Origin of the sequence: Streptomyces zingiberis (genome assembly GCF_012034935.1) — a bacterium.
GTDB lineage: Bacteria > Actinomycetota > Actinomycetes > Streptomycetales > Streptomycetaceae > Streptomyces > Streptomyces zingiberis.
In genome coordinates this window covers 41,129-65,808 of the sequence record NZ_JAATEN010000030.1, presented here as the reverse complement: position 1 = coordinate 65,808, position 24,680 = coordinate 41,129, and the positions used below count along the sequence as shown (strand labels likewise).

Sequence of the window (24,680 nt, the reverse complement as noted above, 5' to 3'; positions counted from 1 at the left end):
TGTGCCATGTTTCGAGGGAATGAGCCGATGCGTCACGACGGTCAGCACGGGCGGAGCGGTGGCGGTCCGCGGGGTCTCCACCACGGGGCGGTGGACGCCGGCCGCTACGAGCTGGTCATCTTCGACAACGACGGTGTCCTCGTGGACAGCGAGCCCCTGTCGAACCGGGCTCTCGCCGCCTATCTCACCGAACTCGGTCATCCCACGACCTACGAGGACTCCCTGCGCGACTACATGGGCTCGGCCCTGCACCGGGTCCACGATCTGGTGTGGGAACGTACCGGCCGCCGGCTGCCCGCGGATTTCGACGAGACCTTCCACCGGCGTGTGTTCGCGGAGTTCCGCCGGGAACTGCGTCCGGTCCACGGTGTCGCCGAGGTCCTGGCGCAGCTGACGTCGGAAGGCGTGCCGTACTGCGTGGCGTCCTCCGGGCACCACGAGAGGATCCGGGTCACCCACCGCACCACGGGCCTGGACGCCTACATCGAAGAGGGCCGTGTCTTCAGCGCGCAGGACGTCGGACAGGGCAAGCCGGCGCCGGACCTCTTCCTCCACGCCGCCGCCACGATGGGGGTGGCGCCGGAGCGCTGCGCGGTGGTGGAGGACAGTCCTCTCGGCGTACGGGCGGCCGTGGCCGCCGGCATGGACGTGTACGGCTTCACCGCCATGACCCCCGCCGCGCAACTCACCGGGGCCACGGCACTCTTCTCCGCCATGGCCGAGCTCCCCCGACACCTGGGGCGCCCCGGTTCCTGATCGGGCTGTGCGGCCCCGGCATCCCGGTGTTCCCCGCGGCCGTCTCGGGGGACGGTGGTGGTCCGGCGCCGGAGCGCCCCGTTGGTTCGGCCGTCAACCGGACCGATACCGTGGCCGCCATGAGTGGTCGTGCGCAGCTGATGTGGGACGAGGCGGTCACCCGGTACGACTTCGGGCGGGACCACCCGATGGACCCCGTGCGCCTGGCGCTGACCATGAAGCTGGTCGAGGCGTTCGGCCTCGACCGCGAACTGCGGGTCACCGCCGCCAGGGCCGCCGGGGATTCGACGCTGCGGCTCGTCCACCGCCCGGACTATCTCGCGGCTGTGCGGAAGGCCTCGGCCGACCCCGCCTCGGCCGACGGTTCGTACGGGCTGGGCACCACGGACGACCCCGCCTTCCCCGGGATGCACGAGGCCTCGGCGCTGATCGCCGGTCAGTCCGTCGGTGCCGCCGAGGCGGTGTGGCGGGGCGAGGTGCTGCACGCGGTGAACTTCACCGGTGGGCTGCACCACGCGATGCCGGGTTCCGCCGCCGGCTTCTGCGTCTACAACGACGCCGCCCTGGCCATCGCCCGGCTGCTGGAACTCGGCGCGGAACGCGTCGCCTACGTGGATGTCGACGTCCACCACGGGGACGGCGTGCAGACCGTGTTCTGGGACGACCCCCGGGTGCTGACCCTTTCGCTCCACGAGCACCCCCGGACGCTCTTCCCGCAGACCGGATGGCCCGAGGAGACCGGCGGGGAGGGTGCGGAGGGCAAAGCCGTCAACGTCGCCCTGCCCGCCGGGACCACGGACGACGGGTGGCTGCGCGCGTTCCACGCCGTGGTGCCGGAGCTGCTGTCGGCGTTCCGCCCCCAGGTGCTCGTGACCCAGCACGGCGCGGACACCCACATCGAGGATCCGCTCGCCCATCTCGCGGTGAGCCTCGACGCGCAGCGTGCCGTCCAGGAGGCCTGCCACGACCTCGCCCACGCGCACGCGGAGGGCCGCTGGCTCGCCCTCGGCGGGGGCGGGTACGCGGTCGCGGAGGTGGTGCCACGTTCCTGGACCCATCTTGTCGCCATCGCCGCGGGCCGGCCCGTCGACCCGGCGGCGGAGACCCCGGAGGAGTGGCGCCAGGAGGTGTACGCCCGGACCCGGCAGCTCGCGCCGCGGCGGATGACGGACGGCCGCGACCCGCACTGGCGTGATTTCGAGGACGGCGGCTACGACCCGGCGGACCGTCTCGACCAGGCGGTGCTGGCGACCCGGCGTGCGGTGTTCCCGGCCCACGGGCTGCTGCCGTAGTGCCGCGCGGCACACCGCGGTACCGGTTACGGCCGTGAACGCCCGGGGCGTCTCCAGCAGGCCCTCCGGCGCCGGACTCCGCTGCGCTACGCTCCCCGGGCCGTGTTCTCTCGGCGGGGACATGCCGCCACCTCATATCGTCGCAGGGGCGATGAGTCGACATAACGACCCGGTTCGGTCTACGTACCCTTTCCGGCGGCGCCGGACGGCGGGTTCCTCCGGCCCCGGTGGGGGAGGGGCGGCGCCCGGCGCGGAATCCGGGTACGGAGCCGTCGGCCGCGTCCGTCCGTACCGTTCCGGGCGCCGGGCCCGGCCTCGGGGAGAGGTCGCCCGCACCCTCGGCCTGCGTGGTGAGCGGGGCGAACTCCCAGTTCACGCCGGGTCTCACGAGAGTGGGCCGGTGACCGGGGCGGGACCGGCGGCGCGGGGAGGCGCGGGGCGGGGCGCGTGAGGGCCACTGTTTCCCCCGATGACACCGTGAGGTTCGCTTACCCCCGTCGCCTACGCGCTATGTACTCAATGGGGGGCGTCTGTCCCAGTAGGAGAGCGAACGCTGCTCCTCTTCCCCACTCGTACCACCCGCCCCTACTCTGGGAGTGAGCACACAGCGACGAGGAGTTACCGGAGGGGAAGCCGGTGACCGTCCGGTGCGGAAGGTTCAGGTGTCTCAATGGCTGGTGGCGAAAGGCCTCTCAACGAGGTCGTTTTCCTGACCGTGGCGGAGGTCGCCGCGGTGATGCGAGTGTCGAAGATGACCGTGTACCGCTTGGTGCACAGTGGTCATCTGCCTGCCATCCGGGTGGGGAGGTCCTTCCGCGTCCCGGAACAGGCGGTCCATGAATATCTCCGCGAGTCCTATGTGGGGGTGGAGACCGCCTGACGGCGCCCCTCGGATTACGTCCATCACGCGGTGGCGGGTAGGCTGACCCGATGTAGGTCGTGTGGGCTCGGACGCCCCGCACCGAGTGATTCGAAGTAAGCGAGGGTAGTCGTGGGCTCTGTCATCAAGAAGCGGCGTAAGCGGATGGCCAAGAAGAAGCACCGCAAGCTGCTCAAGCGCACCCGAGTCCAGCGTCGTAACAAGAAGTAAGTTCGACGGCAGGACCAATGGCCGCCCTCCCGCCGGCACGGCGGGAGGGCGGCTGCGTTGTGCCCGCGGGGTGGATGGCGCCCCCGTCCGGGGCTGGGCCCGGCCGTGCGCCGGTGCGGTGCCGCCGGACGTCCGGGCCGGGTCACGTCGGTGCCGCCTCACACCCGTGCGGGGACCGAGCCCCGGCCCGCCCGAGGTCCACCCGGCCGCTCGAGGCCGCGGACCCCGCCCCGTTCGACCGGGCCGGCCTACGGAATTCCGTCTTCCCGGTCACCTCACCACCCCGGCCACGGGATACGGTGACCGGCGAGCGGCAAGACGTGGAGAATCGAACACCGAGCGGCGCCCGTGAACGCCTCCGCGGCCGGGAAGCAGGGGCACCCACGTGCCGTCTGCGGTGATCGTTGCCGAGGTGCCGGTGGTTGTTGCCGAGGTGCCGGTGATCGCGGACGAGGAGTGACGTCCGCGGGCACGGTGGCCCGGGGTTCACCAGCCGCCGGTGGGAGAGGCGGATCCGGAGCAGAGGAACCGGACCGGAAGACCAGGCCGGAAGAGAGAAGACGGCAGGCAGTAGGGCCGCGGACACGGTCACCGCACCGCCCGGCCGGAGGGAAGGCGCTGATATTGGGCAAGGTCGTGCTCGTCACCGGTGCCGGGCGGCAGCTCGCGGGCCGCTTCGTGCGGCGGATCCAGCGGGAACCCGAGGTCGCCCGGGTGATCGCGGTCGATGTCGTGCCGCCGGAACGGGATCTGGGCGAGGCCGAGTTCGTGCAGGCCGACATCCGGCAGCCGATGATCGCCCGTGTCCTCGTCGAGCACGCCGTGGACACCGTCGTCCACCTGGACGTCACCGGCACCCGGCCGCCCACCTTCGGCGTCGGCGGTACCACCAAGGCGACCCGGGGCCGGGCGGCGCTCAAGGAGACCAACGTCATCGGCACCATGCAGCTCCTGGGCGCCTGCCAGAAGGCACCCTCCGTGCGGCGGCTGGTGGTGAAGTCCAGTACCAACGTGTACGGCTCCGCCTCCCGGGACCCGGCCGTCTTCGACGAGTCCACCCCGGCCAAATCCCTGCCCAGCGGGGGGTTCGCGAAGGACACCGTCGAGGTGGAGGGGTACGTCCGGGGGTTCGCGCGGCGCCGTCCCGATGTGGCGGTGTGCGTCCTGCGCTTCGCCAACATCCTCGGCCCGCGCGCCGACACGCCGCTCGCCGAGTACTTCTCCCTGCCGGTGCTGCCCACCGTCCTCGGCTACGACCCGCGGCTCCAGTTCGTCCACGAGGACGACGTGATGGAGGTGTTGCGGATCGCCGCCTCTGAGCCACGCCGCTCCACCCTCAACAGCGGCACCTTCAACATCGCGGGCGACGGCGTCCTGCTGCTGTCGCAGACCGCCCGCCGGCTGGGCAGGCCCACGCTGCCGCTGCTGCTGCCCGCGCTCACCGGCGTCCGCTCCCTGCTGCGTCTCGTCGGCATGACCGACTTCTCGCCCGAGCAGGTCCGGCTGCTGACCCACGGCCGGGTCGTGCGGACCCGGGAGATGCGGGAGACCTTGGGATTCGAGCCGAAGTACACGACGGCGGAGACCTTCGCCGACTTCGCCCGCGGCCGGGGCCCCGGGCTGCTCCCGCCGGAACGGCTGGCCCGCGCCGTGGACCGGCTCGGCGAGGCGCTGCTCGACCGCCCGGCCGACGGCTCCGGGACGGACGGCGGACCGCGCCGCTCCCCCCTCGCCCCCTGACACGTCAACCGAGGAGCGCAACCAGCATGGCGGACGCCAAGGTGATCCCGTTCGGTGAGGACCGGCCCCGAGGGGCGGGCGAGCGCCCGGCGCGGCGCCGCACCGGCCGGCGCAGGGCCGGCGACGCCGATTCCGGTACGGGTGCGGCCGGCGCGGAGCCCTCGCTGAGCGCTGTTCCCACCGGCGGGGCGGACACCGGCGGCACCGGCGGTACCGGCGGCGCGGGTGGCACAGGGGGCTCGCCCCCGGCCCCGCCGGCCGGTGGTGAGCCGGAGGGCTGGGAGCGGCGGCTCGCCACCGGCCTCGCCTTCCTCCGCCGCCGCCTCACCGGCGAGTACGAAGTCGACGAGTTCGGCTATGACGAGGACCTCACCGAGCACGTCCTGATGTCCGCGCTGCGGCCGCTCTACGAGTCGTACTTCCGGGTGGAGGCGCGCGGCCTGGAGAACATCCCGGACACCGGTGGCGCGCTGGTCGTCTGCAACCACTCGGGGACCCTCCCCCTGGACGGCCTGATGCTCCAGGTCGCCGTGCACGACAACCACCCGGCGGGCCGCACGCTGCGGCTGCTCGCGGCCGACCTCGTGTTCATGCTGCCGGTCGTCAACGAACTGGCGCGCAAGGCGGGTCATACGCTCGCCTGCGCCGAGGACGCCGAACGGCTGCTGGAGCGCGGCGAGGTCGTCGGTGTGATGCCGGAGGGGTTCAAGGGGATCGGCAAGCCGTTCTCCGAGCGCTACAAGCTCCAGCGCTTCGGGCGCGGCGGATTCGTGTCCACCGCGCTGCGGGCCGGAGTCCCGATCGTGCCCTGCTCGATCGTCGGCGCGGAAGAGATCTACCCGATGATCGGCAACGCCCGGACCGTCGCCCGGCTGCTGGGGCTGCCGTACTTCCCGCTGACGCCGACCTTCCCCTGGCTCGGCCCCCTGGGCGCCGTACCGCTGCCGACCAAGTGGACGATCCAGTTCGGTGAGCCGATCCCCACCGACGGCTACACGCCGGAGGCCCTGGAGGACCCGATGCTGATGTTCAACCTCACCGACCAGGTGCGGGAGACCATCCAGCACACCCTCTACAAGCTGCTGGTCGAGCGCCGGTCGGTGTTCTTCTGACGGGGGCGGGCCGGACGGAGCGGCGGGCCTGGATCACGGACCGGTGAACGCCCCGGCCGGCGGGCGCCGGCCGGGGCGGACCGGTTCAGTTCCGGGCGTCCGGATCGAACCCGAAGTCGGGGAGGAGCCCCGGGAACAGCGGCGGCAGAGTGATCTCCGGCGGTTGCGGCGTGGCCTCACCGCCGGGTGGGAGGGACGGGCTGCCCGTGCCCGACGGGTCGAGCGGGCTCCCCGTGCCGCCCGGTGACTCGCCTTCCGGGCCGCTCGCGGAGCCGGAGGGCTGGGGCTCGGAGCCGCCCGGGACGCTCTCGGAGGGAGCCGCGCCGGGCGGCGCCGGTTCCCCGGTCCCGCTCCCGGGGCCGGAAGGGGCGTAACGGCCCGAGGGCTGCCGGAGCCCCGGGATCCCGGCGGACGGATCGTCGGGCAGCAGCGCCTTCAGCGGACCCACCTCATGCTCTATGGCGTCCATGACGGCCGTGACCTCGTCGCGTACGTCGATGAGCTGGGCCGGGAGACGGCCACTGAGGGACTGCCAGCCCTCCCGGTGCGCCCGGGAGAAGGAGTCCAGGGCCTCGATGGGCGCCAGCGAGCCGTTCCGCTGGTAGGCGGAGCTGAGCAGACGGTGGCCTTCGGAGGCGTCGTGCCGCATGCCGGAGAGGGCGCGGCGGACTTCCCCGACCGAGTCCTCATCCAGCTCGCCGGCGCGGCCGCGCTCCATCAGACGGCTCGCCTCGTGCATGCGGGTGGCGGCCTGGTCGAGGTAGAGCATGCCGGCTTCCCGGTCGTCGTCGGCGAGGCCACGGCGGAGGTCCTCCATGCCGCGTTTGAGGCCGTAGAGGGAGTCGCCGGGCAGGGCGTCGGAGCTGGCGGCGGCGACGCCGCCGAACGCCCCGGCGGCCACGCCGACCGTCAGGCCGCCCGCGGCCAGCCCCTGGGACCAGCGTGAACGCGGACGCAGCCGGCCCTGCGCCCGCGCACGACGGGCGTGTGCCCCGGCGCGACCGGAGCGCTGACCGGGCATGGGTCTCGCCGCTGCCCCCTCCTCGCCGGCCGGGGCCCCGCCGGCGAACATCGACTCGACTGCGGCGACCAACTGCGCCCGCTGGACGGTTCTGACCCCGGGGTCCAGACGGGGTGCGGGCAGTTCGCCGAGCCCGGCCGCGACGGACAGCATCCTGCCCAGCTCGGCGTCGTCCTCCGGCGGTTCGGGCCGCCGTTCGTCCAGGGCTTCGGCGAAGGCGTTCGCCCGCCGGTGCGCCGGTGCGGATCTGATCACAGGCGGCCCCTCCTCTCCTCGTCAGCTGCGACTCCGGGACCGATGGGGGCGGTTGCCAGGCTCGCACACGACCACTCGGACGAGTGACGAATAGCAAGCATGGGCGCAACCGATGGGAGTCTGCATCCCGCACAACGAGTGGCTCGACGGTGGGGTTACGGGGCCCGGATCCCCCGCCGCGTGAGGCCGTGGACTGCTCAGGACGGTGGTTGACCGGCGTCCGGGAGCGGCGGTGACCGGTGCAGGTCCGGGCCAGGTCGGGGCCAGGACCGTGCACGTCGGTGCGGGTCCGGCGGGCGGCCCCCGCACGGTGAGCGGGCCCGTACGGTGAGCGGGCCCGTACACGTCGCGGTCCGGGAGGAGCGGCCCCGGGGGCCGGCCGGGGGCGTGGGCTCTCCGCCGGGCCGGCCGGGCCGGTCAGCGGGCGTCCTCCGGCAGCAGCCGGGCGAGGGTACGGACGGCCCGGTACTGCAGGGTCTTGATGGCGCCCTCGTTCTTGCCCATCGCCCGGGCCGTCTCGGCCACCGACAGGCCCTGGAGGAAGCGGAGCGTCACGCACTCCTGCTGCTGGGGGTTGAGCCGGCGGACGGCGTCCAGCAGGGTGGCGTTGGAGAGCGACTCCAGGACGGAGTCCTCGGGGCTGCGCTCGACCTCGTTGGCGTCGAGCATCTCGCCCGTGGTGATCTCCAGCCGGAAGCGGCTGGACTTGAAGTGGTCGGCGACGAGGTTGCGCGCGATCGTCACCAGCCAGGCGCCGAAGTCGCGGCCCTGCCAGGTGAAGGTGGAGATGCGGCGGAGGGCCCGGAGGAAGGTCTCGCTGGTGAGGTCCTCGGCCGTGGCCCGGCTGCCGACGCGGTAGTAGATGTAGCGGTACACGGTGTCGGCGTACTGGTCGTAGAGGCGCCCGAACGCCTCGGCCTCGCCGTCCTGGGCGCGCTCGACGAGGTCCATCATGCGGCGGCTGTCGCGGTCGGCGGCGGGACGGCGGGCGGTGGAGGCGCGGCTGCCGCCCGGGCCCGCCGAGCCGGAGGTGAGCGGGACCCTGCGGCTGACCGCGGCGGGGATGCCCGTGGCGGGAGCGGGTACGGCTGAGGCGGGGACGGCGAGGGCCGGCAGCAGACGGGGGGTGGGGACGAGGTCGCGCAGCTGGTCGAGAACCGCGGCGCGGAGCTTGGCCAGGCCCGAGGCGTCAACCCCGACATGTGGGTACACGGGACTCCCAGAGGCAGAGCTTCCATCACGTGCAGTGCGGAACCGTTCACCCGTCGCATGGGGCGTGGGGATCATGGGAACCGGTATGCGTCAGAGGAGAATAACGCTTCGTGCAGAGCGCGCTACGCCGAGTTGCCCAATTCGGCGATTAGTTCCCGTGCGTTATGGATTGCTGATCGGTCGGACGGTGAACGCGGTACGTAACCTGACCGTTTTGCCGCACCTTGTGTTCGCTTCCGGTCGGGGATGGGCCCGGCCGCCGGGCTCGGGAACGGGAATTCGAGCGCGGTGCGTGACCGCCGGGCCGTGGCGGGTGGCCCGTGGCGGTGGTGGCAGGTGGCTACCGGCGCCTGCGGTGCAGTGCCGCGGCCGCCGCCGCGCCCCCCGCCAGCGCCCCGACCCCCGCCGCGGCCGGGATGCCGACCTTCGCCGCCTTGCGCGCCGTACGGTAGTCGCGCAGGTGCCAGTCGCGCGAGCGGGCGTGCTTGCGCAGCTTGGTGTCCGGGTTGATGGCGTACGGGTGTCCGACGATCGACAGCATCGGGATGTCGTTGTGCGAGTCGCTGTACGCGGCGCAGCGGGTCAGATCCAGGTTCTCCGCCAGTGCCAGGGCCCGTACGGCCTCCGCCTTCGCGGGGCCGTGCAGGGGTTCGCCCACCAGCCGCCCGGTGTAGACACCGTCCACCGATTCGGCCACGGTGCCCAGGGCGCCCGTGAGTCCGAGCCGGCGCGCGATGATCGTCGCCGCCTCCACCGGGGCGGCCGTGACCAGCCACACCTTCTGGCCGGCGTCGAGGTGGGCCTGCGCCAGCGCGCGCGTGCCCGGCCAGATGCGGCCGGCCATGTACTCGTCGTAGATCTCCTCGCCCATCTCCATGAGTTCATGGACGTGGTGGCCCCGGACGATGGAGAGGGCGCTCTGCCGGGCGTCCTCCATGTGGGCCGGGTCCTCGACGCCGGCCAGCCGGAACCACGTCTGCTGCCAGGCGAAACGGGCCAGCTCCCGCTTGCTGAAGAACTTCCGCTTGTACAGCCCGCGGCCGAAGTGGAACAGGGCCGCGCCCTGCATGACCGTGTTGTCCAGGTCGAAGAACGCCGCCGCGCGCACGTCGCCGACGACGGGGAACTCCGGTTGCGCCGGGGGCGCCTCGGGGGCGGTCCCGATCTCCAGCGATGTCTTGCGGGCAGCCTCCGCCGACGCTTCGCCGGCGAGCACGCTGCGGGCCGTGGCGGAGCGTCTGCGGTGGTGGAGCCATCCCAGAGCGGCCATGGGCCCGAGCATAACCACTGATCAGTCCGCGCCGGAGACGGTCCGGTTGCGGCGGGTGAACACGGGCCGAAGGGTGAGGCGGCCCGGCGGTGGCGCCACGGCGGCAGGGGGAGCGCCGGGGCGCCGGGGTCCACCCCCCACCCGGCGCCCGTCAGCCGCCGAGCGCCTTGCGCAGACGGGCCGGGTCCACCCGCCAGAAGTCGTGCTGCGCGCCGTCGACCAGGACGACCGGGATCTGCTCCCGGTAGAGCCGGTGCAACTCCTCGTCCCGGGTGATGTCCTTCTCCTCCCAGGAGGAGCCGAGGTCCGCGCAGACGGTGCGGATCACTTCCCGGGCGTCGTCACAGAGGTGGCAGCCGGGCTTTCCGATCAGGGTCACGACGCGGTCGGCCGGGCCGGGGCGGGCGGAGCGGCGCAGGAGTGGGCTCATGGTGTGCATTGTGCAGCGCCACGCCGTCCCGGCGCAGAGGGGCGGGGGAGGGCGAGGGGGCCGAGGGGGCTAGGGAGGGGTGCGCGCGGCCTGGAACGCGTCCTGCGGCGGGCGGCGCGGGAGCCTCTCCCCGGTCGGCCGGCTCCGCCGGGTCTGCCGGGTCCGCCGGGACTGGGGAGCTCCCGGGCCCGGGAGCTCTGGAAGCTCTGGAAGCTCTGGAAGCTCTGGAAGGTGTGGGAGGAGGGGAGTCTTTCCCGGTGTGATGTCGGCGTCGGTGCGACGGCTGGGAACCAGCCATCGTCTCCACTACCATCGAGGGGCGTTCTGGTGCGCTCGGGGGCGGAGTGACGAGGAGTGGTGAGCCGGTGCCCCCGTGGCTGGTCAGAGGTCGCGCCGGGGCGATCCCGGCTTCCGGTTCCCTCGTGGCCGGAATTCATCGCGTGAGCCCGATCACTTTGCGCGGACAAATAGGACACCATCTTTGTGCACGCGTTCACAAAGACATAGCCTGCAAGGGACGGGGCGGTCCGCGGAGACGAGGCCGCCCACAGCCCCGCTCTACCCGCAGGAGCACCGTGGCAACTGGCCGAACGCACCGACCGGCGACCCGCAGCCGAGGGATTCCCGAGGCCACCGTCGCCCGGCTTCCGTTGTATCTGCGCGCCTTGACGGCTCTGTCGGAGCGTTCCGTCCCCACCGTCTCGTCCGAGGAACTCGCGGCCGCGGCCGGGGTGAACTCCGCCAAGCTCCGCAAGGACTTCTCCTACCTCGGCTCCTACGGCACCCGTGGGGTCGGCTACGACGTCGAGTACCTCGTCTACCAGATCTCCCGTGAGCTGGGGCTCACCCAGGACTGGCCGGTTGTGATCGTCGGTATCGGCAACCTCGGCGCCGCGCTCGCCAACTACGGCGGTTTCGCCTCCCGCGGCTTCCGCGTCGCCGCGCTGATCGACGCCGACCCGGCCATGGCGGGCAAGCCGGTGGCGGGGCTGCCGGTGAAGCACACCGACGAACTCGAGGCGATCATCGAGGAGAACGGGGTCTCGATCGGCGTCATCGCCACGCCCGCCGGCGCCGCCCAGCAGGTGTGCGACCGGCTCGTCGCCGCCGGTGTCACCTCGATCCTCAACTTCGCGCCCACCGTCCTCTCCGTCCCCGACGGGGTGGACGTGCGCAAGGTCGACCTCTCCATAGAGCTGCAGATCCTCGCCTTCCACGAGCAGCGCAAGGCGGGCGAGGAGTCACCGGCGGCGCCGGCGGCCCCCGCGCGGGCCGTGCGTGGCGGCTCCGGTGGAGGGAAGGGACCCGACGGGGACGTCCCCGCCGTGATGCCGGCATGAGTCTGCTCGTCGTCGGGTTGAGTCACCGCAGCGCGCCGGTCAGCGTGCTGGAGCGGGCCGCGCTGGCCCCGGAGGCGCGGGGCAAGCTGCTCCAGGACGCGCTCACCGCGGAGCCGGCCGCCGAGGCCGTGGTGCTCGCCACCTGCAACCGCCTGGAGCTCTACGCCGACGTGGACAAGTTCCACGCCGGGGTCGCCGAGCTGTCCACCCAGCTCGCCCTGCACAGCGGCGTCGGGCTGGAGGAGCTGACGCCCTACCTCTACGTCCACTACGAGGACCGCGCCGTCCACCACCTCTTCTCGGTGGCCTGCGGCCTGGACTCGATGGTGGTCGGCGAGGGGCAGATCCTCGGCCAGATCAAGGACGCGCTCGCCCTCGGCCAGGAACTGCACACCGCGGGGCGGCTGCTCAACGACCTCTTCCAGCAGGCCCTGCGGGTCGGCAAGCGCGCCCACAGCGAGACGGGCATCGACCGGGCCGGGCAGTCGCTGGTCACCTTCGGCCTCGGCCGGCTCGCCGCCGGTGAGGGGTTCGCCGAGGTCACCGAGTGGGCCGCCGGGAAGCGGGCGCTCGTCGTCGGCGCCGGGTCCATGTCCTCGCTGGCGGCGGCCACCCTGGCGCGGGCCGGGGTCCGCGAGATCGCGGTGGCCAACCGCACCCGGGAGCGGGCGGAGCGGCTCGCCCTCGCCCTGAGTGGCGAGCGGACGTCCCCGGACGGCGGCGGGCGGGACGCGGTGACCGGAGAAGGCGCCGGAGCCGGCGACGGCCCGGTGGCGCGCGCCGTCGCCATGGAGGACATCCCCTCCGAGCTGGCCCGGGCGGAGGTCGTCGTCTCCTGTACCGGCGCCACCGGTCTCGTCCTCACCGCCGGTGACCTGCGGTCCGCCCTCGACGCGCGCGTTGCCGCCGAGGCGACCGGCACCGCCACAGACGCCACCGCCACCGCCACCGCCACTGCCGCTGCCGGTCTGCGGCTGCTGGACCTGGCCATGCCCCGGGACGTCGATCCCGCCGCGCACCGGGTGCCGGGCGTACGGCTGGTGGACATCGAGACCCTCGCCGAGGCGGCCGCCGACGCGCCGATGGCCGCCGACGTCGACCGGGTGCGCGGCATCGTCTCCGAGGAGGTCGCCGCCTTCGGCGCCGCGCAGCGTGCCGCGCACATCACCCCGACCGTCGTGGCCCTGCGCACCATGGCCGCCGACGTGGTCGCCGGCGAGCTCGCCCGGCTCAACGGGCGGCTGCCCGACCTCGACGACAAGCAGCGCGCCGAGATCACCCAGACGGTGCGCCGCGTCGTCGACAAGCTGCTGCACGCGCCCACCGTGCGGGTGAAGCAGCTCGCGGGGGAGCCCGGCGGCGCGGGGTACGCCGACGCGCTGCGGGAACTGTTCGACCTGGACCCCGACGCGGTGGCCGCCGTCAGCAGAGCCGACGGCGGCGGCCCCGGAAGGGGGCGGACATGAACGACAGAGGCACCACCATGAGCACCACCGGAGCCACCCGTCCCGGACCGGGCGTCACCGCCCACCGCACGGGACTGCCCGCGGCACCGCCCGTCGGCGCCCCGGACGCCGCGGCCGGGCTCGCCGGACGCGGACCGCTCCGCCTCGGCACCCGGCGCAGCAAGCTCGCCATGGCGCAGTCCGGGAAGGTGGCGGACGCCGTGCGCGCCCTCACCGGCCGTCCCGTGGAACTGGTGGAGATCACCACCTACGGCGACATCTCCCGCGAGCACCTCGCGCGGATCGGCGGCACCGGCGTCTTCGTCTCCGCCCTCCGTGACGCGCTGCTCGCCGGTGAGATCGACCTCGCCGTCCACTCGCTCAAGGACCTGCCGACCACCCAGCCGGAGGGCCTGGTCATAGCGGCCGTGCCCGAACGCGAGGACCCGCGCGACGCGCTCGTCGCCCGCGACGGCCGGACCTTCGCGGAGCTCGCCGCCCTCGCGCCGGCCGGCCGTCCGGCCGCGCGGATCGGCACCGGCTCGCCGCGCCGCATGGCGCAGCTCAACGCCTGGGCCGCCGCGCTGGGCGGAGCGGTCGAGACCGTGCCGATCCGGGGCAACGTCGACACCCGCATCGGTTACGTACGCTCCGGCGAGCTCGACGCGGTCGTCCTCGCCGCCGCCGGCCTGCACCGGGTCGGCCGCATCGGCGAGGCGACGGAGAAGCTGCCCGTCGACGCCGTACTGCCCGCCCCCGGCCAGGGGGCACTGGCCGTCGAGTGTGTGGCCGCGCACCGTGTGCACGGCACCGCCCTCGCGGCCCGGCTCGCCGAACTCGACGACCCGCGCACGCGGGTCGCCGTGACCGCCGAGCGATCCCTGCTCGCCGCCCTGGAGGCCGGCTGCAGCGCACCCGTGGGAGCGCTGGCCGACCTGTTGGCCGACGGGCAGACTGTCACCGAGATGCGCCTGCGCGGCGTCGTCGGCACGACCGACGGCACCGCGCTGGTGCAGCTGTCCACCACCGGTCCCGTACCCTCGTCGCCCGACGGCGCGGCGGCCTTCGGCCGCGAACTCGCCGCCGAGATGCTCGCCAAGGGTGCGGCCGGTCTTATGGGGGAGCGAGCACTTTGAGCCCCACCGCAGTAAATCTCCGTTCCGCGCCGCAGCCGGCTGTCGGTCACGTCACCTTCCTCGGTGCCGGGCCCGGCGATCCGGGGCTGCTGACGCTGCGCGCCGTGGAGGCGCTCACCCAGGCGGATGTGCTGGTCGCAGACCCCCGGGTGCTCGACGTGGTGGTCACGCACACGCGCGCAGGGGTGGACATCCCACAGCTCGCGCCTGACGGCACGTCGGACCAAGGGGCCAACTCCCCTGCGGGGAAGGCCCTTCAGGATGCCGCCAATCTTGTCATGGCGGCCGCGCGGGGCGGCAAGCGGGTCGTCCGCGCGCTCTCCGGCGATCCGGGCCTGGACTGTGACGCCGCCGACGAGATGCTGGCGTGCGCCGCCGCGGGCATCGTCTTCGAGGTGGTGCCGGGGGTGGCGACCGCCGTGGGCGTGCCCGCCTACGCCGGGCTGCCGCTGCGGACCGCCGAAGGCACCGACGTCCGCTTCATCGACGCGGCCACGGCCTCCGAGCGCTCGTGGACGGAGGTCGGCTCCAGCGACGCCACCGCCGTCGTCTCCACCACTCTGGAGTCGGTCGCGGCCGCCGCGGCCGAGCTGATCTCCGGCGGGCGGAAGCCGGACACCCCGATGGCCGTCACGGTCGCCGGCACCACGACCCGGCAGCGCACCTGGACCGCCACCCTCGGCTCCATCGGCCAGGTGCTGAAGGCCGCCAAGGTGCTCCCGTCGGCGGACGGGGGCCAGCCGGTCATAGCGGTTGTCGGCGAGCACAGCACGGACGCGCGGCGCGGTCCCCTGTCCTGGTTCGAGTCCAAGCCGCTCTTCGGCTGGAAGGTGCTCGTGCCGCGGACCAAGGAGCAGGCCGCGTCCCTCTCGGACCAGCTCCGCTCCTACGGCGCGGTGCCCAGCGAGGTGCCGACCATCGCCGTCGAGCCGCCGCGCACCCCGCAGCAGATGGAGCGCGCGGTGAAGGGCCTGGTCACCGGCCGGTACGAGTGGATCGCCTTCACCTCCGTCAACGCCGTGAAGGCCGTCCGGGAGAAGTTCGAGGAGTACGGGCTCGACGCCCGCGCCTTCGCCGGGATCAAGGTCGCCGCCGTGGGCGAGCAGACCGCGAGAGCCCTGGTGGAGTTCGGGGTCAAGCCCGACCTGGTGCCCAGCGGCGAGCAGTCGGCCGCCGGCCTGCTGGAGGACTGGCCGCCCTACGACCCGGTGTTCGACCCGATCGACCGCGTCTTCCTGCCGCGCGCCGACATCGCCACCGAGACCCTGGTGGCCGGGCTGATCGAACTGGGCTGGGAGGTGGACGACGTCACGGCCTACCGGACCGTGCGCGCCTCGCCGCCGCCGGCCACGACCCGTGAGGCGATCAAGGGCGGCGGTTTCGACGCCGTCCTGTTCACCTCGTCCAGCACCGTGCGCAACCTCGTCGGTATCGCGGGCAAGCCGCACAACGTCACCGTCATCGCCTGTATCGGCCCGGCCACCGCCAAGACGGCGGAGGAGCACGGGCTGCGGGTGGACGTCCTCTCGCCCGAGCCGTCGGTGACCCGGCTCGCCGAGGCGCTGGCCGACTTCGGCGCCAAGCGCCGGACCGCGGCCGTCGAGGCGGGCGAGCCCGTCACCCGGCCGAGTGAACGCCGGCCCGGATCGCGCAGGAGGCGTGCCACGTCATGAGGTTCGGGAGGAAGAACGCGACCGGCGGTGCCGGGGCCGCGGCAAAGGCCGACGGCGGGAGCGGAGCGGCCGACGGTGCCGGCGGGGCCGGCGAGGACGCGCGGACGCCGTCCGGGCCGCGGGCTCCCGGCCGGCCGGGGGCCGTGCCGGCCCCGCCGAACGGTCCGGTGATCCGGCCGCGGCGGCTGCGGACCACCCCCGCGATGCGCCGCATGGTCGCCGAACACCGGCTGCACCCGGCGGACCTGATCCTCCCCGCCTTCGTGCGGGAGGGGATCACCGAACCGGTGCCGGTCTCCTCCATGCCGGGCGTCGTCCAGCACACCCGCGACACCCTGCGGAAGGCCGCCGCCGACGCGGCCGAGGCGGGTGTCGGCGGCATCATGCTGTTCGGGGTGCCGCTGGAGAAGGACGCCCGGGGGACGGCCGGAACGGACCCGGACGGCATCCTCCAGGTGGCCATCCGGGACGTGAAGGCCGAGGTCGGCGACGACCTGGTGGTCATGTCCGACCTCTGCCTGGACGAGTTCACGGACCACGGCCACTGCGGGGTCCTGGACGCCCGGGGCCGGGTCGACAACGACGCGACGCTGGAGCGCTACGCCGAGATGGCGCGCGTGCAGGCGGTGGCGGGCGTGGACGTCGTCGGGCCGAGCGGGATGATGGACGGCCAGGTCCGGGTGGTCCGGGACGCGCTGGACGGCGCCGGCCACCAGGACGTGTCGATCCTCGCCTACACGGCGAAGTACGCCTCGGCCTTCTTCGGTCCGTTCCGGGAGGCCGTGGACTCCTCGCTGAAGGGCGACCGGAAGACGTACCAGCAGGACCCGGCCAACGGCCGGGAGTCGCTGCGCGAGCTGGCGCTGGACCTCGCCGAGGGCGCGGACATGGTGATGGTCAAACCCGCGCTGCCGTATCTGGACGTGCTGCGCCAGGTGGCCGACGCGGTGGACGTCCCGGTCGCCGCGTACCAGGTGTCGGGCGAGTACGCGATGGTCGAGGCGGCGGCCGCCAACGGCTGGATCGAGCGGGACCGCACCATTCTGGAGACCCTGACCGGGGCCAAGCGGGCCGGGGCGAACCTGGTGCTGACGTACTGGGCGGACGAGGTCGCACGGCGACTGAACCGGGGGGAGTGAGGCCGGGGCGGGGGGGCCGGGTGCTCCCGTCTCGGTACCCACCTGGGTGTGACCGGCCGGAAGTGAGCCGCAGGGGCGGGAGCTCCTGCGGCTTTGCTGTGTCCGGGACTCGGGGGGCTGTGGTCGTGGGCGGGGGGCGTGGGTCGGCAGTCGTGGGTCGGTGGGTGGCCATGGGCGGGTGGTGGGTCGGCGTGTGGCGTTGGGCCGGCGGGTGGTCGTGGGTCGGTGGTCGTGATCTTTTGCCCGGGTTCGATGCCGGTGCCGGTGCCGGTGGCGGTAGCGGCCGGTGCCGGTCCGGTGCCGCTTTCCGGGAGGGCCGGGTGGGCGGCGCGGTGGTGGTTTCGGGTGCGTCGCGGGCCGCCCGGCCCTTTGGGAGCTGAGGTCACGGCGCCGGGGCCGGGGGTTCGCGGTGCTTTTCGCCACTCGGGGTCGGGCGTGCCCGGTGGGCGAGTTCGACAAGACGGAGTGGCCGGGGTGGGTGGGGGCGCGCGGGGCACACGCGTGCGTGGTCTTCTCCGGCTGTCCCGCCGTCGTGGCGGGCTGTCCGTGGTCGCGGTGACTGCGGGGAGTCGGATGGTGCACGATTGGACGCCTGCGGGCGGTTCATCGGCATGGCCGGATCGGGGGGTCGTGGTGGCGTGGTCGTACCCGTCCCGGTGCCGGGCGAGCCTTCGGGCGTGAGGGGGATCTTGTGGGTCGGGGCGTGGGGGGTCGTGGGCCAGGAGGCCGGGAGGCGGAGCTGAGGCGTCGCGGAGAATGCCGACCGGACGGCGCGTCCCACCCCGCGTCCGGCGTCAGGCGCCCACGGGGCACGGAGAGCGGCTCGGGTGGTGGGGGGCGTTCGGATCCCCGCGTCCGGTCGAGGGACGATGACGGTGACGATGTGCGCAGGTGCGTGCAGGTTCTCGGGGAAGTCCATCAATGTGACGGTTACCCGGTGAACTGGCCGGACCGGCCCGCTGAGTGGCTGTCGCGCGCTTCCGAGGTCGGGGCCTGGGTCGCTGAGCTGGACGGCGTTCTCGTCGGTCACGTCAGCTTGTCCCGCAACGGTGAACAAGATCGGGCGCCCGGTCTGTGGAGTGAGCGGAACGGGACGGACAAGGCGCTGGCCGCTGTGGTCAGCCGACTGTTCGTCGCCCCGTCGGCCAGGGGGCACGGCATCGGCGCACTGCTGATCGGCCGGGCCGTGGAGGAGGCACAACGCCGTGGTCTGCATCCGGTGCTGGACGTCGTGGCCTCCGACGCCGCCGCGGCAGCACTCTACGAGCGGCTGGGCTGGGAACTGCTGGCCACGGTCGAGCAACGGTGGGGTCCCTCTCAGCGCGTGACCCTTCGTTGTTATGCGGCGGCGGTCGTGACGGGTTGATGCCGCGTTCGACTGCCGTCGAGCCTGCGGTTGCCCCGGCTCGTACTGCGGCCCGGCCGCCGCCAGAGGCGCGCTGATTCCGCGGGATGCGTGCCCGGTCGGCCTCGTCCGGGATGGAGCGGCGAAGGCCGCGCCGCGGCAGGTACGACGGTTGGTTCGGGAAGCCTGTGGCATGTGCCCTGGAGGCCGTGCCTGCGTGACCCGCCGCGACTGGGCGCCGTCCCGCGCAGTCCTGCTGGGAGGCTGTCGTTCGCCCAGGCGGCGCACGGACAGAGGGAGGCGGTCCTGTTGCCGATGGCCATGGGGATGCGCCGCCGAGGGCCGGGAAATGTCTGTTCCTTGCCCGGCTTCTCGTTCGGGGGGTTCACCCGTTCGGCTCTGCCGTGCTCACGCAGTGTGAGGGAGATAACCCGGCAACCCGCGACCCACCCGCACCACCACCGCGCCGCCCACCCGGCATCACCCACGACCCCGCCCACCGGGCCCCTCGCCGGTGTCGTCGGCGGCTCACCTGCACCTGATCGTTGACGGCAGCACGGCAGCACGACACGAAGGCAGGGCCGAGGCTGTGGACCGGGCCCGCGCAGCGAGGGAGCAGGAGCATTCCTGGGCAGGCCGGGAGCGGCCTCTCCTGGTTCCGGGAGCGACTCCGGAGCGGCCTCGCCTGCTCTCGCAGCGGCCCGGGTCCGCTACTCCGCCGGTCCGGACCAGGCCGATTCGGCCGCCGTCGAGGCCGCGTCGAGGTCGGCGCGGACGCCTGCCGCGTTCAGCGCTTCGGCCAGGGCGGTGAGCACCCGGACGACGGTGCCCGGCGTGGCGTCCGGACCGTAGTGGTTGACCCGGATCATCTCGCGGCCCAGGGCTCCGCCGCCCGCCGCCAGCGGGAGGGCCCGGGAGTTGGGGGGAGCGGCGGCCAGGGCGGCCGTCACGAGCTCGCGGGCGTCGAGGGAGTCGGGGGCCCGGAGGGTGGTGGCGACGGGGGCCGCGTCGCGCGCGTCGGTGACGTACGGGCGCAGGCCCTCCCCGCCCTGCCCGGTCAGGGCCTCGGCGCCGGCGCGCATGGCCGCCGCGGTGGCGCGGTGGCGGGCGATGGAGCTGTCGAGCCCGCCGTTCTCCTCGATACGGCGGACGCACGCCTCCAGGGCGAGCATCTCCAACTGCGCCGGCGCGTGCGGCAGCGCGGTGCGACCGGTGTCGATCCAGCGCTCCTTCCAGTCCAGCAGGGAGAGGTAGGAGCGGCGGGGCGCGTTCGGGTTCGTCCGGATCCGCTCCCAGGCGCGTTCGCTCACCGAGACGGCGGAGACCCCGGCCGGGCCGCCCATGGCCTTCTGGGCGCCGATCACACAGAGATCCACCCCCCACCGGTCGGTCTCCAGTGGCTCGGCGGCGACGGAGGCCACGGCGTCCAGCATCAGCAGGGCCCCGTGCTCGCGGACGACGGCGCCGATGGGGCCCACGGGGTTGGTGTTGCCGGTGGCGGCCTCGGCGTGCACCAGGGAGACGAGTTCCGTCTCGGGGTGCTCCGCGAGCGCGCGCCGCACGGCCTCCGCGGAGGCGGAGGTGTGGTACGGAACCTCGATGTCGATCACGTTCGCACCGGAGTCGCGCAGCCAGCCGCCGAACGTCTGTCCGTAGGGTCCGGTGATCACGTTGAGAGCGGTCGAACCCGGGCGTGCCGCGCCGCGGATGCAGCCCTCCAGCGGCAGCAGCGCCTCCCCCTGCATGACGATCACGTCGGCGTCCGTCCGCAGGACGGCGCCGATCCGCCGTTCGATGGAGGCGAAGTGTTCGGCGGAGAGCGGTGCGAGGTCGAGGAGGGGGTGGGACATGAGGGCTCGCTCACTCTCTCGTTCGTGGCAGGTGGCAGGTGGCAGGTGGCAGGTGGCGGGCGGAAGGGCGGAGGGGCGCGGTGCCGGAAGCCGCCGGGAAGGCGGCCTCGTCCGTGAGCTCGAACGCCGCGCGGTGACGTGGCGTCGGCTCATGCGATCGGATGCACGCGGGTCGGTGGTGGGCTCGGTCTGCTCGGCGGGCTCGGCGGACGCGATACGGACCGGCGGGGCCGCGGCGGTAAGGGGAGCGTACCTCCGTGATCGGCCCCCGTCCGGGCAGTGCGGCCCGTGGCCCCGCGGCCCATGGTCTGCGGCTGGTCTGCGCCCATGGCCCGCGCCCATGGCCGCGGTGCGGGAGGACGGCCGTGCCGGCCCGGCCTCCCGCACCGGGCTCAGAGGCGTTCGGGGGTGCGGATGCCCAGCAGCGCCATGCCCTGGCCGAGGGTGCGGGCCGTCAGGTCGCAGAAGAACAGCCGGTTCTCGGTGACCTCCGCCGAGTTCCCGGGCTTCAGTACCGGGCACTGGTCGTAGAACGCCGTGTAGGCCGTGGCGAGCTGGTAGAGGTACGCGGCCAGCTTGTGCGGCTCGTGGGTCTCGGCGACCGAGGCCAGGGTCTCGGCGAAGGCGTCCAGGTGCAGGCCCAGCGTCCGCTCGGCGGCGGAGAGCGGCAGCTCCGCGTGGGGCCGGGGCACCGCCGAGCCCGCCTTGCGCAGGATGGACTGGATCCGGGCGTAGGCGTACTGGAGGTAGACGCTGGTGTCGCCGTTGAGGGAGACCATCCGGTCCAGGTCGAAGACGTAGTCCCGCGCCATGGAGTTGGAGAGGTCCGCGTACTTCACCGCCCCGATGCCGACCTGGGCGGCGCGCTCGGCGACCTCCTCCGCGGTCAGCTCGGGAGCCTTCTCGGTGACGACGGTGGCCGCCCGCTCCACGGCCTCGTCCAGCAGGTCCACCAGGCGCACCGTCTCACCCTCGCGGGTCTTGAACGGCTTGCCGTCCTTGCCGAGGACCGTGCCGAAGGCGAGCTGCCGGGCGGCGCCCTCGGGCAGCCAGCCGGCCCGCCGGGCGGTCTCGAACACCATCTTGAAGTGGAGCGCCTGCCGGGCGTCCACGACGTAGAGCAGGGTGTCGGCCTTGAGGGTGCCGACGCGGTCGCGGATGGCGGCGAGGTCGGTCGCCGCGTAGCCGAAACCACCGTTGGATTTCTGCACGATCAGCGGGACCGGCTTGCCCTCGGGCCCCTTCACGTCGTCGAAGAAGACGCAGAGCGCGCCCTCGGAGCGGACGGCCACGCCGGCCGCCTCCAGCTCCTCGCAGACCCGCCGGAGGTCGTCGTTGTAGGCGCTCTCGCCGACCACGTCCTCGTCGCGGATCTCCACGTCCAGCTTGGCGTAGACACCCTGGAAGTAGATCTTCGACTCGTCGACGATCTTGTGCCAGAGGGCCAGCGTCTCCTCGTCACCCGACTGGAGGTCGACCACGCGGCGCCGCGCCCGGTCCTTGAACTCCTCGTCCGAGTCGAACAGCGCCCGGGACGCCTTGTAGAGCCGGTTGAGCCGGGCCATGGCCGCCTCGCCCTCGGCTGTGGCGCCCTCGGTGGTGTCCCCGGTGGTGCCCCCGGTGGTGCCGGCGGTGTCCGAGGCGTGGTCCAGCTCCTGCGGGTGCTCGATGAGGTACTGGATCAGCATGCCGAACTGGGTGCCCCAGTCGCCGATGTGGTGGCGCCGGATCACCGTCTCACCGAGGTGGTCCAGAATCTTCACCACGGCGTCACCGATCACCGTGGAGCGGAGGTGACCGACGTGCATCTCCTTGGCGACGTTCGGCTGGGAGTAGTCGATGACGGTGGTGCCCGGGCGCTCCGCGAAGGGCACGCCGAGCCGCCCGTCGGCCGCGCGCAGCGCCAGCGTCGAAGTGATCGCGGAGTCGGCCACGGTGATGTTGAGGAAGCCGGGTCCGGAGACCTTGATCGCGCGGATCACCGGATCGGGGTCGGCGTCGCCGGAGGTGGGGATGTGGTCCGCCACCGACGCGGCCAGCTCACGCGGATTGCCCTTCAGCCGCTTGGCCAGCGCCAGCATGCCGTTGGCCTGGAAGTCCGCCCGGTCGCTCCGTCGCAGCAGCGGATCGGCGTCGCCGGCCTCCGGCAGGGCGGCGGCGAGGGCGTCCGCGAGACGCTGGTGGACGGTGGCGGAAAGGGAAGGGACCGGGGCCATGGGGAGCTCGCGCCTTCTTTCGCGGTGGGGTGCGGTGCCGTCCGCCGCGGTGCCGGGCGGACCGGGTGTCCGGTCAGTATCCCACGGCACCGTGGTGGGGGCCGGAGCGTTTCCGGGTCTGGGACAATGGCGGGGCCGCACCTCCGGACGGGAACGCGGTGCGGCCGCGGGCCGGGAAGAACGCGCGGGGCAGCGGTACGTGGCGGCGTGGCAGGAGGCGGCGCGGACCGACGTGCCCCGACGGCGCGGAGGACCGCCCCGCGGCGGGCGGCAGGAGAACACCGCGGGCCGACCGCGGAGTGACGTGGCCGGGCACCGCGCGGTGGCGCGGACGGAAGCAGAGGACAGCGCGCGGCAGCGCGAGGGAAACGCGCGGCAGCGCAGAAAGAGGGGACGTGCCGATCGTGGCTGAGAGCACCGAGGCCGACTGGGTCTCCCGTTTCGCGGACGAGGTCATCGCCGAGGCGGAGCGCCGTGCCCCCGGCAAACCGATCGTCTGCGCGTCCGGGCTGAGCCCGTCCGGCCCGATCCACCTGGGCAATCTGCGGGAGGTCATGACCCCGCACCTGGTCGCCGACGAGATCCGGCGGCGCGGGTACGACTGCGTGCACCTGCTCTCCTGGGACGACTACGACCGGTTCCGCAAGGTGCCGGCCGGGATCGACCCGTCCTGGTCGGAGCACATCGGCAAGCCGCTCACCAGCGTGCCCGCGCCGCCCGGCAGCGAGTACACCAGCTGGGCGGAGCACTTCAAGGCGCCGATGGTGGCCGCGCTGGAGCAGCTCGGCATCGAGGTGCACCCGGTCAGCCAGACGCTCCAGTACACCTCGGGTGCCTACCGCGAGCAGATCCTCTTCGCCATGCGCGAGCGTGCGCGGATCGACGCCGTACTGGGCCGTTACCGCACCAAGGGCAAGCCCGCGAAGGCCGCCGCGCAGCAGACGCAGGCCGAGCAGCAGCAGCTGGAACAGCAGAAGCAGCAGAAGCCGCAGAAGCAGCAGAAGGGGGCCAAGCCGGCGGACGCGGCCGATGTCGCGGCGGCCGAGGCGGCCGCCGAGGGCTCCGGCGCGGCGGGCGAGGACGACGGCTCGGGCGCGGGCGCCGGCTACTTCCCGTACAAGCCGTACTGCTCCTTCTGCGACCGGGACTTCACCACGGTCACGTCCTACGACGACGCGACCACGGAGCTGGCCTACCGCTGCGTGTGCGGCCACTCCGAGACGGTGCGCCTCTCCGAGCACAACCGGGGCAAGCTGGTCTGGAAGGTGGACTGGCCGATGCGCTGGGCGTACGAGGGCGTGGTGTTCGAGCCGTCCGGGGTGGACCACTCCACGCCGGGCTCCTCGTTCACCGTCGGCGGCCAGCTGGTGCGGGAGATCTTCGGGGCCGAGTCGCCCATCGGGCCGATGTACGCCTTCGTGGGCATCAGCGGGATGGCGAAGATGTCCAGCTCGAAGGGCGGGGTGCCGACGCCGGAGGACGCCCTGCAGATCATGGAGGCGCCGCTGCTGCGCTGGCTGTACGCGCGCCGCAAGCCGAACCAGTCCTTCAAGATCGCGTTCGACCAGGAGATCCAGCGGCTCTACGACGAGTGGGACGCCCTGGGGCGGCGGATCGCGGACGGTTCGGCACAGCCGGCGGACGCCGCCGCGTACCGGCGGGCCGTCTCCACCGCCGCCGCCGAGTTGCCGCGCACGCCGCGGCCGTTGCCGTACCGCACGCTGGCCTCGGTCGTCGACGTCACCACGGGGCACAGCGAGCAGACCCTGCGCATCCTGCGCGACCTGGACCCGGAGAACCCGATCCGCTCGCTGGACGAGGTGCGGCCCCGGCTGGACCGCGCCGAGTGCTGGATCCGCACGCAGGTCCCGGCGGAGCAGCGCACCCGGGTCCGGGAGGAGCCGGACGGCGAGCTGCTGGCCTCCCTCGGCGAGACCGAGCGCGAGTCGCTGCGGCTGCTGCTGGACGGGCTGGACGACCACTGGTCGCTGGACGGGCTGACGACGCTGGTCTACGGCGTGCCGAAGATCCAGGCGGGTCTGCCCGCGGACGCCAAGCCGACGCCGGAGCTGAAGACGGCACAGCGGACGTTCTTCGCCCTGCTGTACCGGCTGCTCGTGGGCGGTGACACCGGGCCCCGGCTGCCGACGCTGCTGCTGGCGGTGGGCGCGGACCGGGTGCGGAAGCTGCTGGCGGGCTGAGCGACCGGCCTCCGGCCGAGGGGGCGCCCCGCTCCGGGGCGCCCCCTCGGGCTTTCCGGGGGTGGGCCCGCGGGGCGCGCGCTCTGCCGGTGGGGCAGCCCTTCCGGGACGGTGGGCCCGCTCCGGGGGCCCGGCCGGCCTCGGGGTTCCCGGGGAG

General features: G+C 73.5%; 19 protein-coding genes. 13 read left to right on the top strand and 6 right to left on the bottom strand.

The features are described 5' to 3' along the window. The first annotated feature begins 6 nt into the window (after positions 1–6). The 6 genes from HCK00_RS25605 (at position 7) to HCK00_RS25580 (ending at position 5,990) form a co-directional block, all read left to right on the top strand. Positions 7–756, top strand: coding sequence for an HAD family hydrolase (locus HCK00_RS25605; RefSeq protein ID WP_240966181.1), 750 nt, complete (start codon positions 7–9; stop codon positions 754–756). Between the two features lie 119 nt (positions 757–875). Further along, the gene (locus HCK00_RS25600; RefSeq protein ID WP_168104412.1) at positions 876–2,048 is read left to right on the top strand and encodes an acetoin utilization protein AcuC; all 1,173 of its coding nucleotides are present in this window, start codon (positions 876–878) and stop codon (positions 2,046–2,048) included. A gap of 670 nt (positions 2,049–2,718) precedes the next feature. Beyond that, the gene (locus tag HCK00_RS25595; protein WP_019707698.1) at positions 2,719–2,928 is read left to right on the top strand and encodes a helix-turn-helix domain-containing protein; all 210 of its coding nucleotides are present in this window, start codon (positions 2,719–2,721) and stop codon (positions 2,926–2,928) included. Between the two features lie 111 nt (positions 2,929–3,039). Further along, entirely contained in the window at positions 3,040–3,138 is a 99-nt protein-coding gene (locus HCK00_RS25590; RefSeq protein WP_003948845.1) for a 30S ribosomal protein bS22, read from the top strand. Between the two features lie 624 nt (positions 3,139–3,762). After that, positions 3,763–4,878 (top strand): NAD-dependent epimerase/dehydratase family protein, encoded by a 1,116-nt coding sequence (locus HCK00_RS25585; protein WP_168104411.1) that lies wholly within the window; start codon positions 3,763–3,765, stop codon positions 4,876–4,878. A gap of 26 nt (positions 4,879–4,904) precedes the next feature. Continuing rightward, positions 4,905–5,990, top strand: a complete 1,086-nt coding sequence (locus tag HCK00_RS25580) for a lysophospholipid acyltransferase family protein (protein WP_168104410.1) — start codon at positions 4,905–4,907, stop codon at positions 5,988–5,990. A gap of 85 nt (positions 5,991–6,075) precedes the next feature. Here the strand turns inward: HCK00_RS25580 and HCK00_RS25575 are convergent, their stop codons facing one another. The 4 genes from HCK00_RS25575 to HCK00_RS25560 all read right to left on the bottom strand — a co-directional run bounded on the left by HCK00_RS25575 (position 6,076) and on the right by HCK00_RS25560 (position 10,178). Continuing rightward, positions 6,076–7,266, bottom strand: coding sequence for a DUF5667 domain-containing protein (locus HCK00_RS25575; RefSeq protein WP_168104409.1), 1,191 nt, complete (start codon positions 7,264–7,266; stop codon positions 6,076–6,078). A 417-nt stretch (positions 7,267–7,683) separates the two neighbouring features. Then, positions 7,684–8,478, bottom strand: a complete 795-nt coding sequence (locus HCK00_RS25570; RefSeq protein ID WP_168104408.1) for an ECF subfamily RNA polymerase sigma factor, BldN family — start codon at positions 8,476–8,478, stop codon at positions 7,684–7,686. A 340-nt stretch (positions 8,479–8,818) separates the two neighbouring features. After that, on the bottom strand, positions 8,819–9,748 hold the full coding sequence (locus tag HCK00_RS25565) for an HAD family hydrolase (RefSeq protein ID WP_168104407.1): 930 nt from the start codon (positions 9,746–9,748) through the stop codon (positions 8,819–8,821). A gap of 151 nt (positions 9,749–9,899) precedes the next feature. Then, a complete protein-coding gene (locus HCK00_RS25560) occupies positions 9,900–10,178 on the bottom strand; it encodes a glutaredoxin family protein (RefSeq protein WP_168104406.1) in 279 nt (92 codons plus the stop codon). Positions 10,179–10,753: 575 nt separating this feature from the next. Here HCK00_RS25560 and HCK00_RS25555 point away from each other — a divergent pair. From HCK00_RS25555 to HCK00_RS25530, 6 genes are all read left to right on the top strand, one after another. Then, positions 10,754–11,518, top strand: coding sequence for a redox-sensing transcriptional repressor Rex (locus HCK00_RS25555; RefSeq protein ID WP_168104405.1), 765 nt, complete (start codon positions 10,754–10,756; stop codon positions 11,516–11,518). Beyond that, a complete protein-coding gene (locus HCK00_RS25550; protein ID WP_168104404.1) occupies positions 11,515–12,984 on the top strand; it encodes a glutamyl-tRNA reductase in 1,470 nt (489 codons plus the stop codon). Before HCK00_RS25555 ends, HCK00_RS25550 begins: the two co-directional genes overlap by 4 nt. Before the next feature lie 74 nt (positions 12,985–13,058). After that, on the top strand, positions 13,059–14,099 hold the full coding sequence (hemC, locus tag HCK00_RS25545; RefSeq protein WP_375782012.1) for a hydroxymethylbilane synthase: 1,041 nt from the start codon (positions 13,059–13,061) through the stop codon (positions 14,097–14,099). Then, positions 14,096–15,772, top strand: a complete 1,677-nt coding sequence (locus tag HCK00_RS25540) for a bifunctional uroporphyrinogen-III C-methyltransferase/uroporphyrinogen-III synthase (RefSeq protein WP_168104403.1) — start codon at positions 14,096–14,098, stop codon at positions 15,770–15,772. The genes hemC and HCK00_RS25540 overlap by 4 nt, the downstream gene beginning before the upstream one ends. Before the next feature lie 143 nt (positions 15,773–15,915). After that, a complete protein-coding gene (hemB, locus tag HCK00_RS25535) occupies positions 15,916–16,911 on the top strand; it encodes a porphobilinogen synthase (protein ID WP_375782011.1) in 996 nt (331 codons plus the stop codon). Between the two features lie 895 nt (positions 16,912–17,806). After that, positions 17,807–18,277: a GNAT family N-acetyltransferase gene (locus HCK00_RS25530; protein ID WP_168104401.1), complete on the top strand. Its 471-nt coding sequence runs from the start codon at positions 17,807–17,809 to the stop codon at positions 18,275–18,277. A gap of 689 nt (positions 18,278–18,966) precedes the next feature. Here the strand turns inward: HCK00_RS25530 and HCK00_RS25525 are convergent. Together HCK00_RS25525 and argS are read right to left on the bottom strand one after the other, a co-directional pair. Continuing rightward, a complete protein-coding gene (locus tag HCK00_RS25525; RefSeq protein WP_168104400.1) occupies positions 18,967–20,106 on the bottom strand; it encodes a pyridoxal-phosphate-dependent aminotransferase family protein in 1,140 nt (379 codons plus the stop codon). Between the two features lie 392 nt (positions 20,107–20,498). Beyond that, entirely contained in the window at positions 20,499–22,322 is a 1,824-nt protein-coding gene (gene argS / locus HCK00_RS25520) for an arginine--tRNA ligase (protein ID WP_168104399.1), read from the bottom strand. Positions 22,323–22,723: 401 nt separating this feature from the next. Between argS and lysS the strand changes: the two genes are divergently transcribed. After that, positions 22,724–24,523 (top strand): lysine--tRNA ligase, encoded by a 1,800-nt coding sequence (gene lysS / locus HCK00_RS25515; protein WP_168104422.1) that lies wholly within the window; start codon positions 22,724–22,726, stop codon positions 24,521–24,523. Positions 24,524–24,680 lie beyond the last annotated feature (157 nt).

Coding starts and splice junctions, on each gene's coding strand:
- HCK00_RS25525 (WP_168104400.1), bottom strand. CDS start 20,106: ATGTCCCACCCCCTCCTCGACCTCGCACCGCTCTCCGCCGAACACTTC.
- HCK00_RS25600 (WP_168104412.1), top strand. CDS start 876: ATGAGTGGTCGTGCGCAGCTGATGTGGGACGAGGCGGTCACCCGGTAC.
- argS (WP_168104399.1), bottom strand. CDS start 22,322: ATGGCCCCGGTCCCTTCCCTTTCCGCCACCGTCCACCAGCGTCTCGCG.
- HCK00_RS25595 (WP_019707698.1), top strand. CDS start 2,719: ATGGCTGGTGGCGAAAGGCCTCTCAACGAGGTCGTTTTCCTGACCGTG.
- HCK00_RS25565 (WP_168104407.1), bottom strand. CDS start 9,748: ATGGCCGCTCTGGGATGGCTCCACCACCGCAGACGCTCCGCCACGGCC.
- HCK00_RS25560 (WP_168104406.1), bottom strand. CDS start 10,178: ATGAGCCCACTCCTGCGCCGCTCCGCCCGCCCCGGCCCGGCCGACCGC.
- HCK00_RS25550 (WP_168104404.1), top strand. CDS start 11,515: ATGAGTCTGCTCGTCGTCGGGTTGAGTCACCGCAGCGCGCCGGTCAGC.
- HCK00_RS25580 (WP_168104410.1), top strand. CDS start 4,905: ATGGCGGACGCCAAGGTGATCCCGTTCGGTGAGGACCGGCCCCGAGGG.
- HCK00_RS25605 (WP_240966181.1), top strand. CDS start 7: ATGTTTCGAGGGAATGAGCCGATGCGTCACGACGGTCAGCACGGGCGG.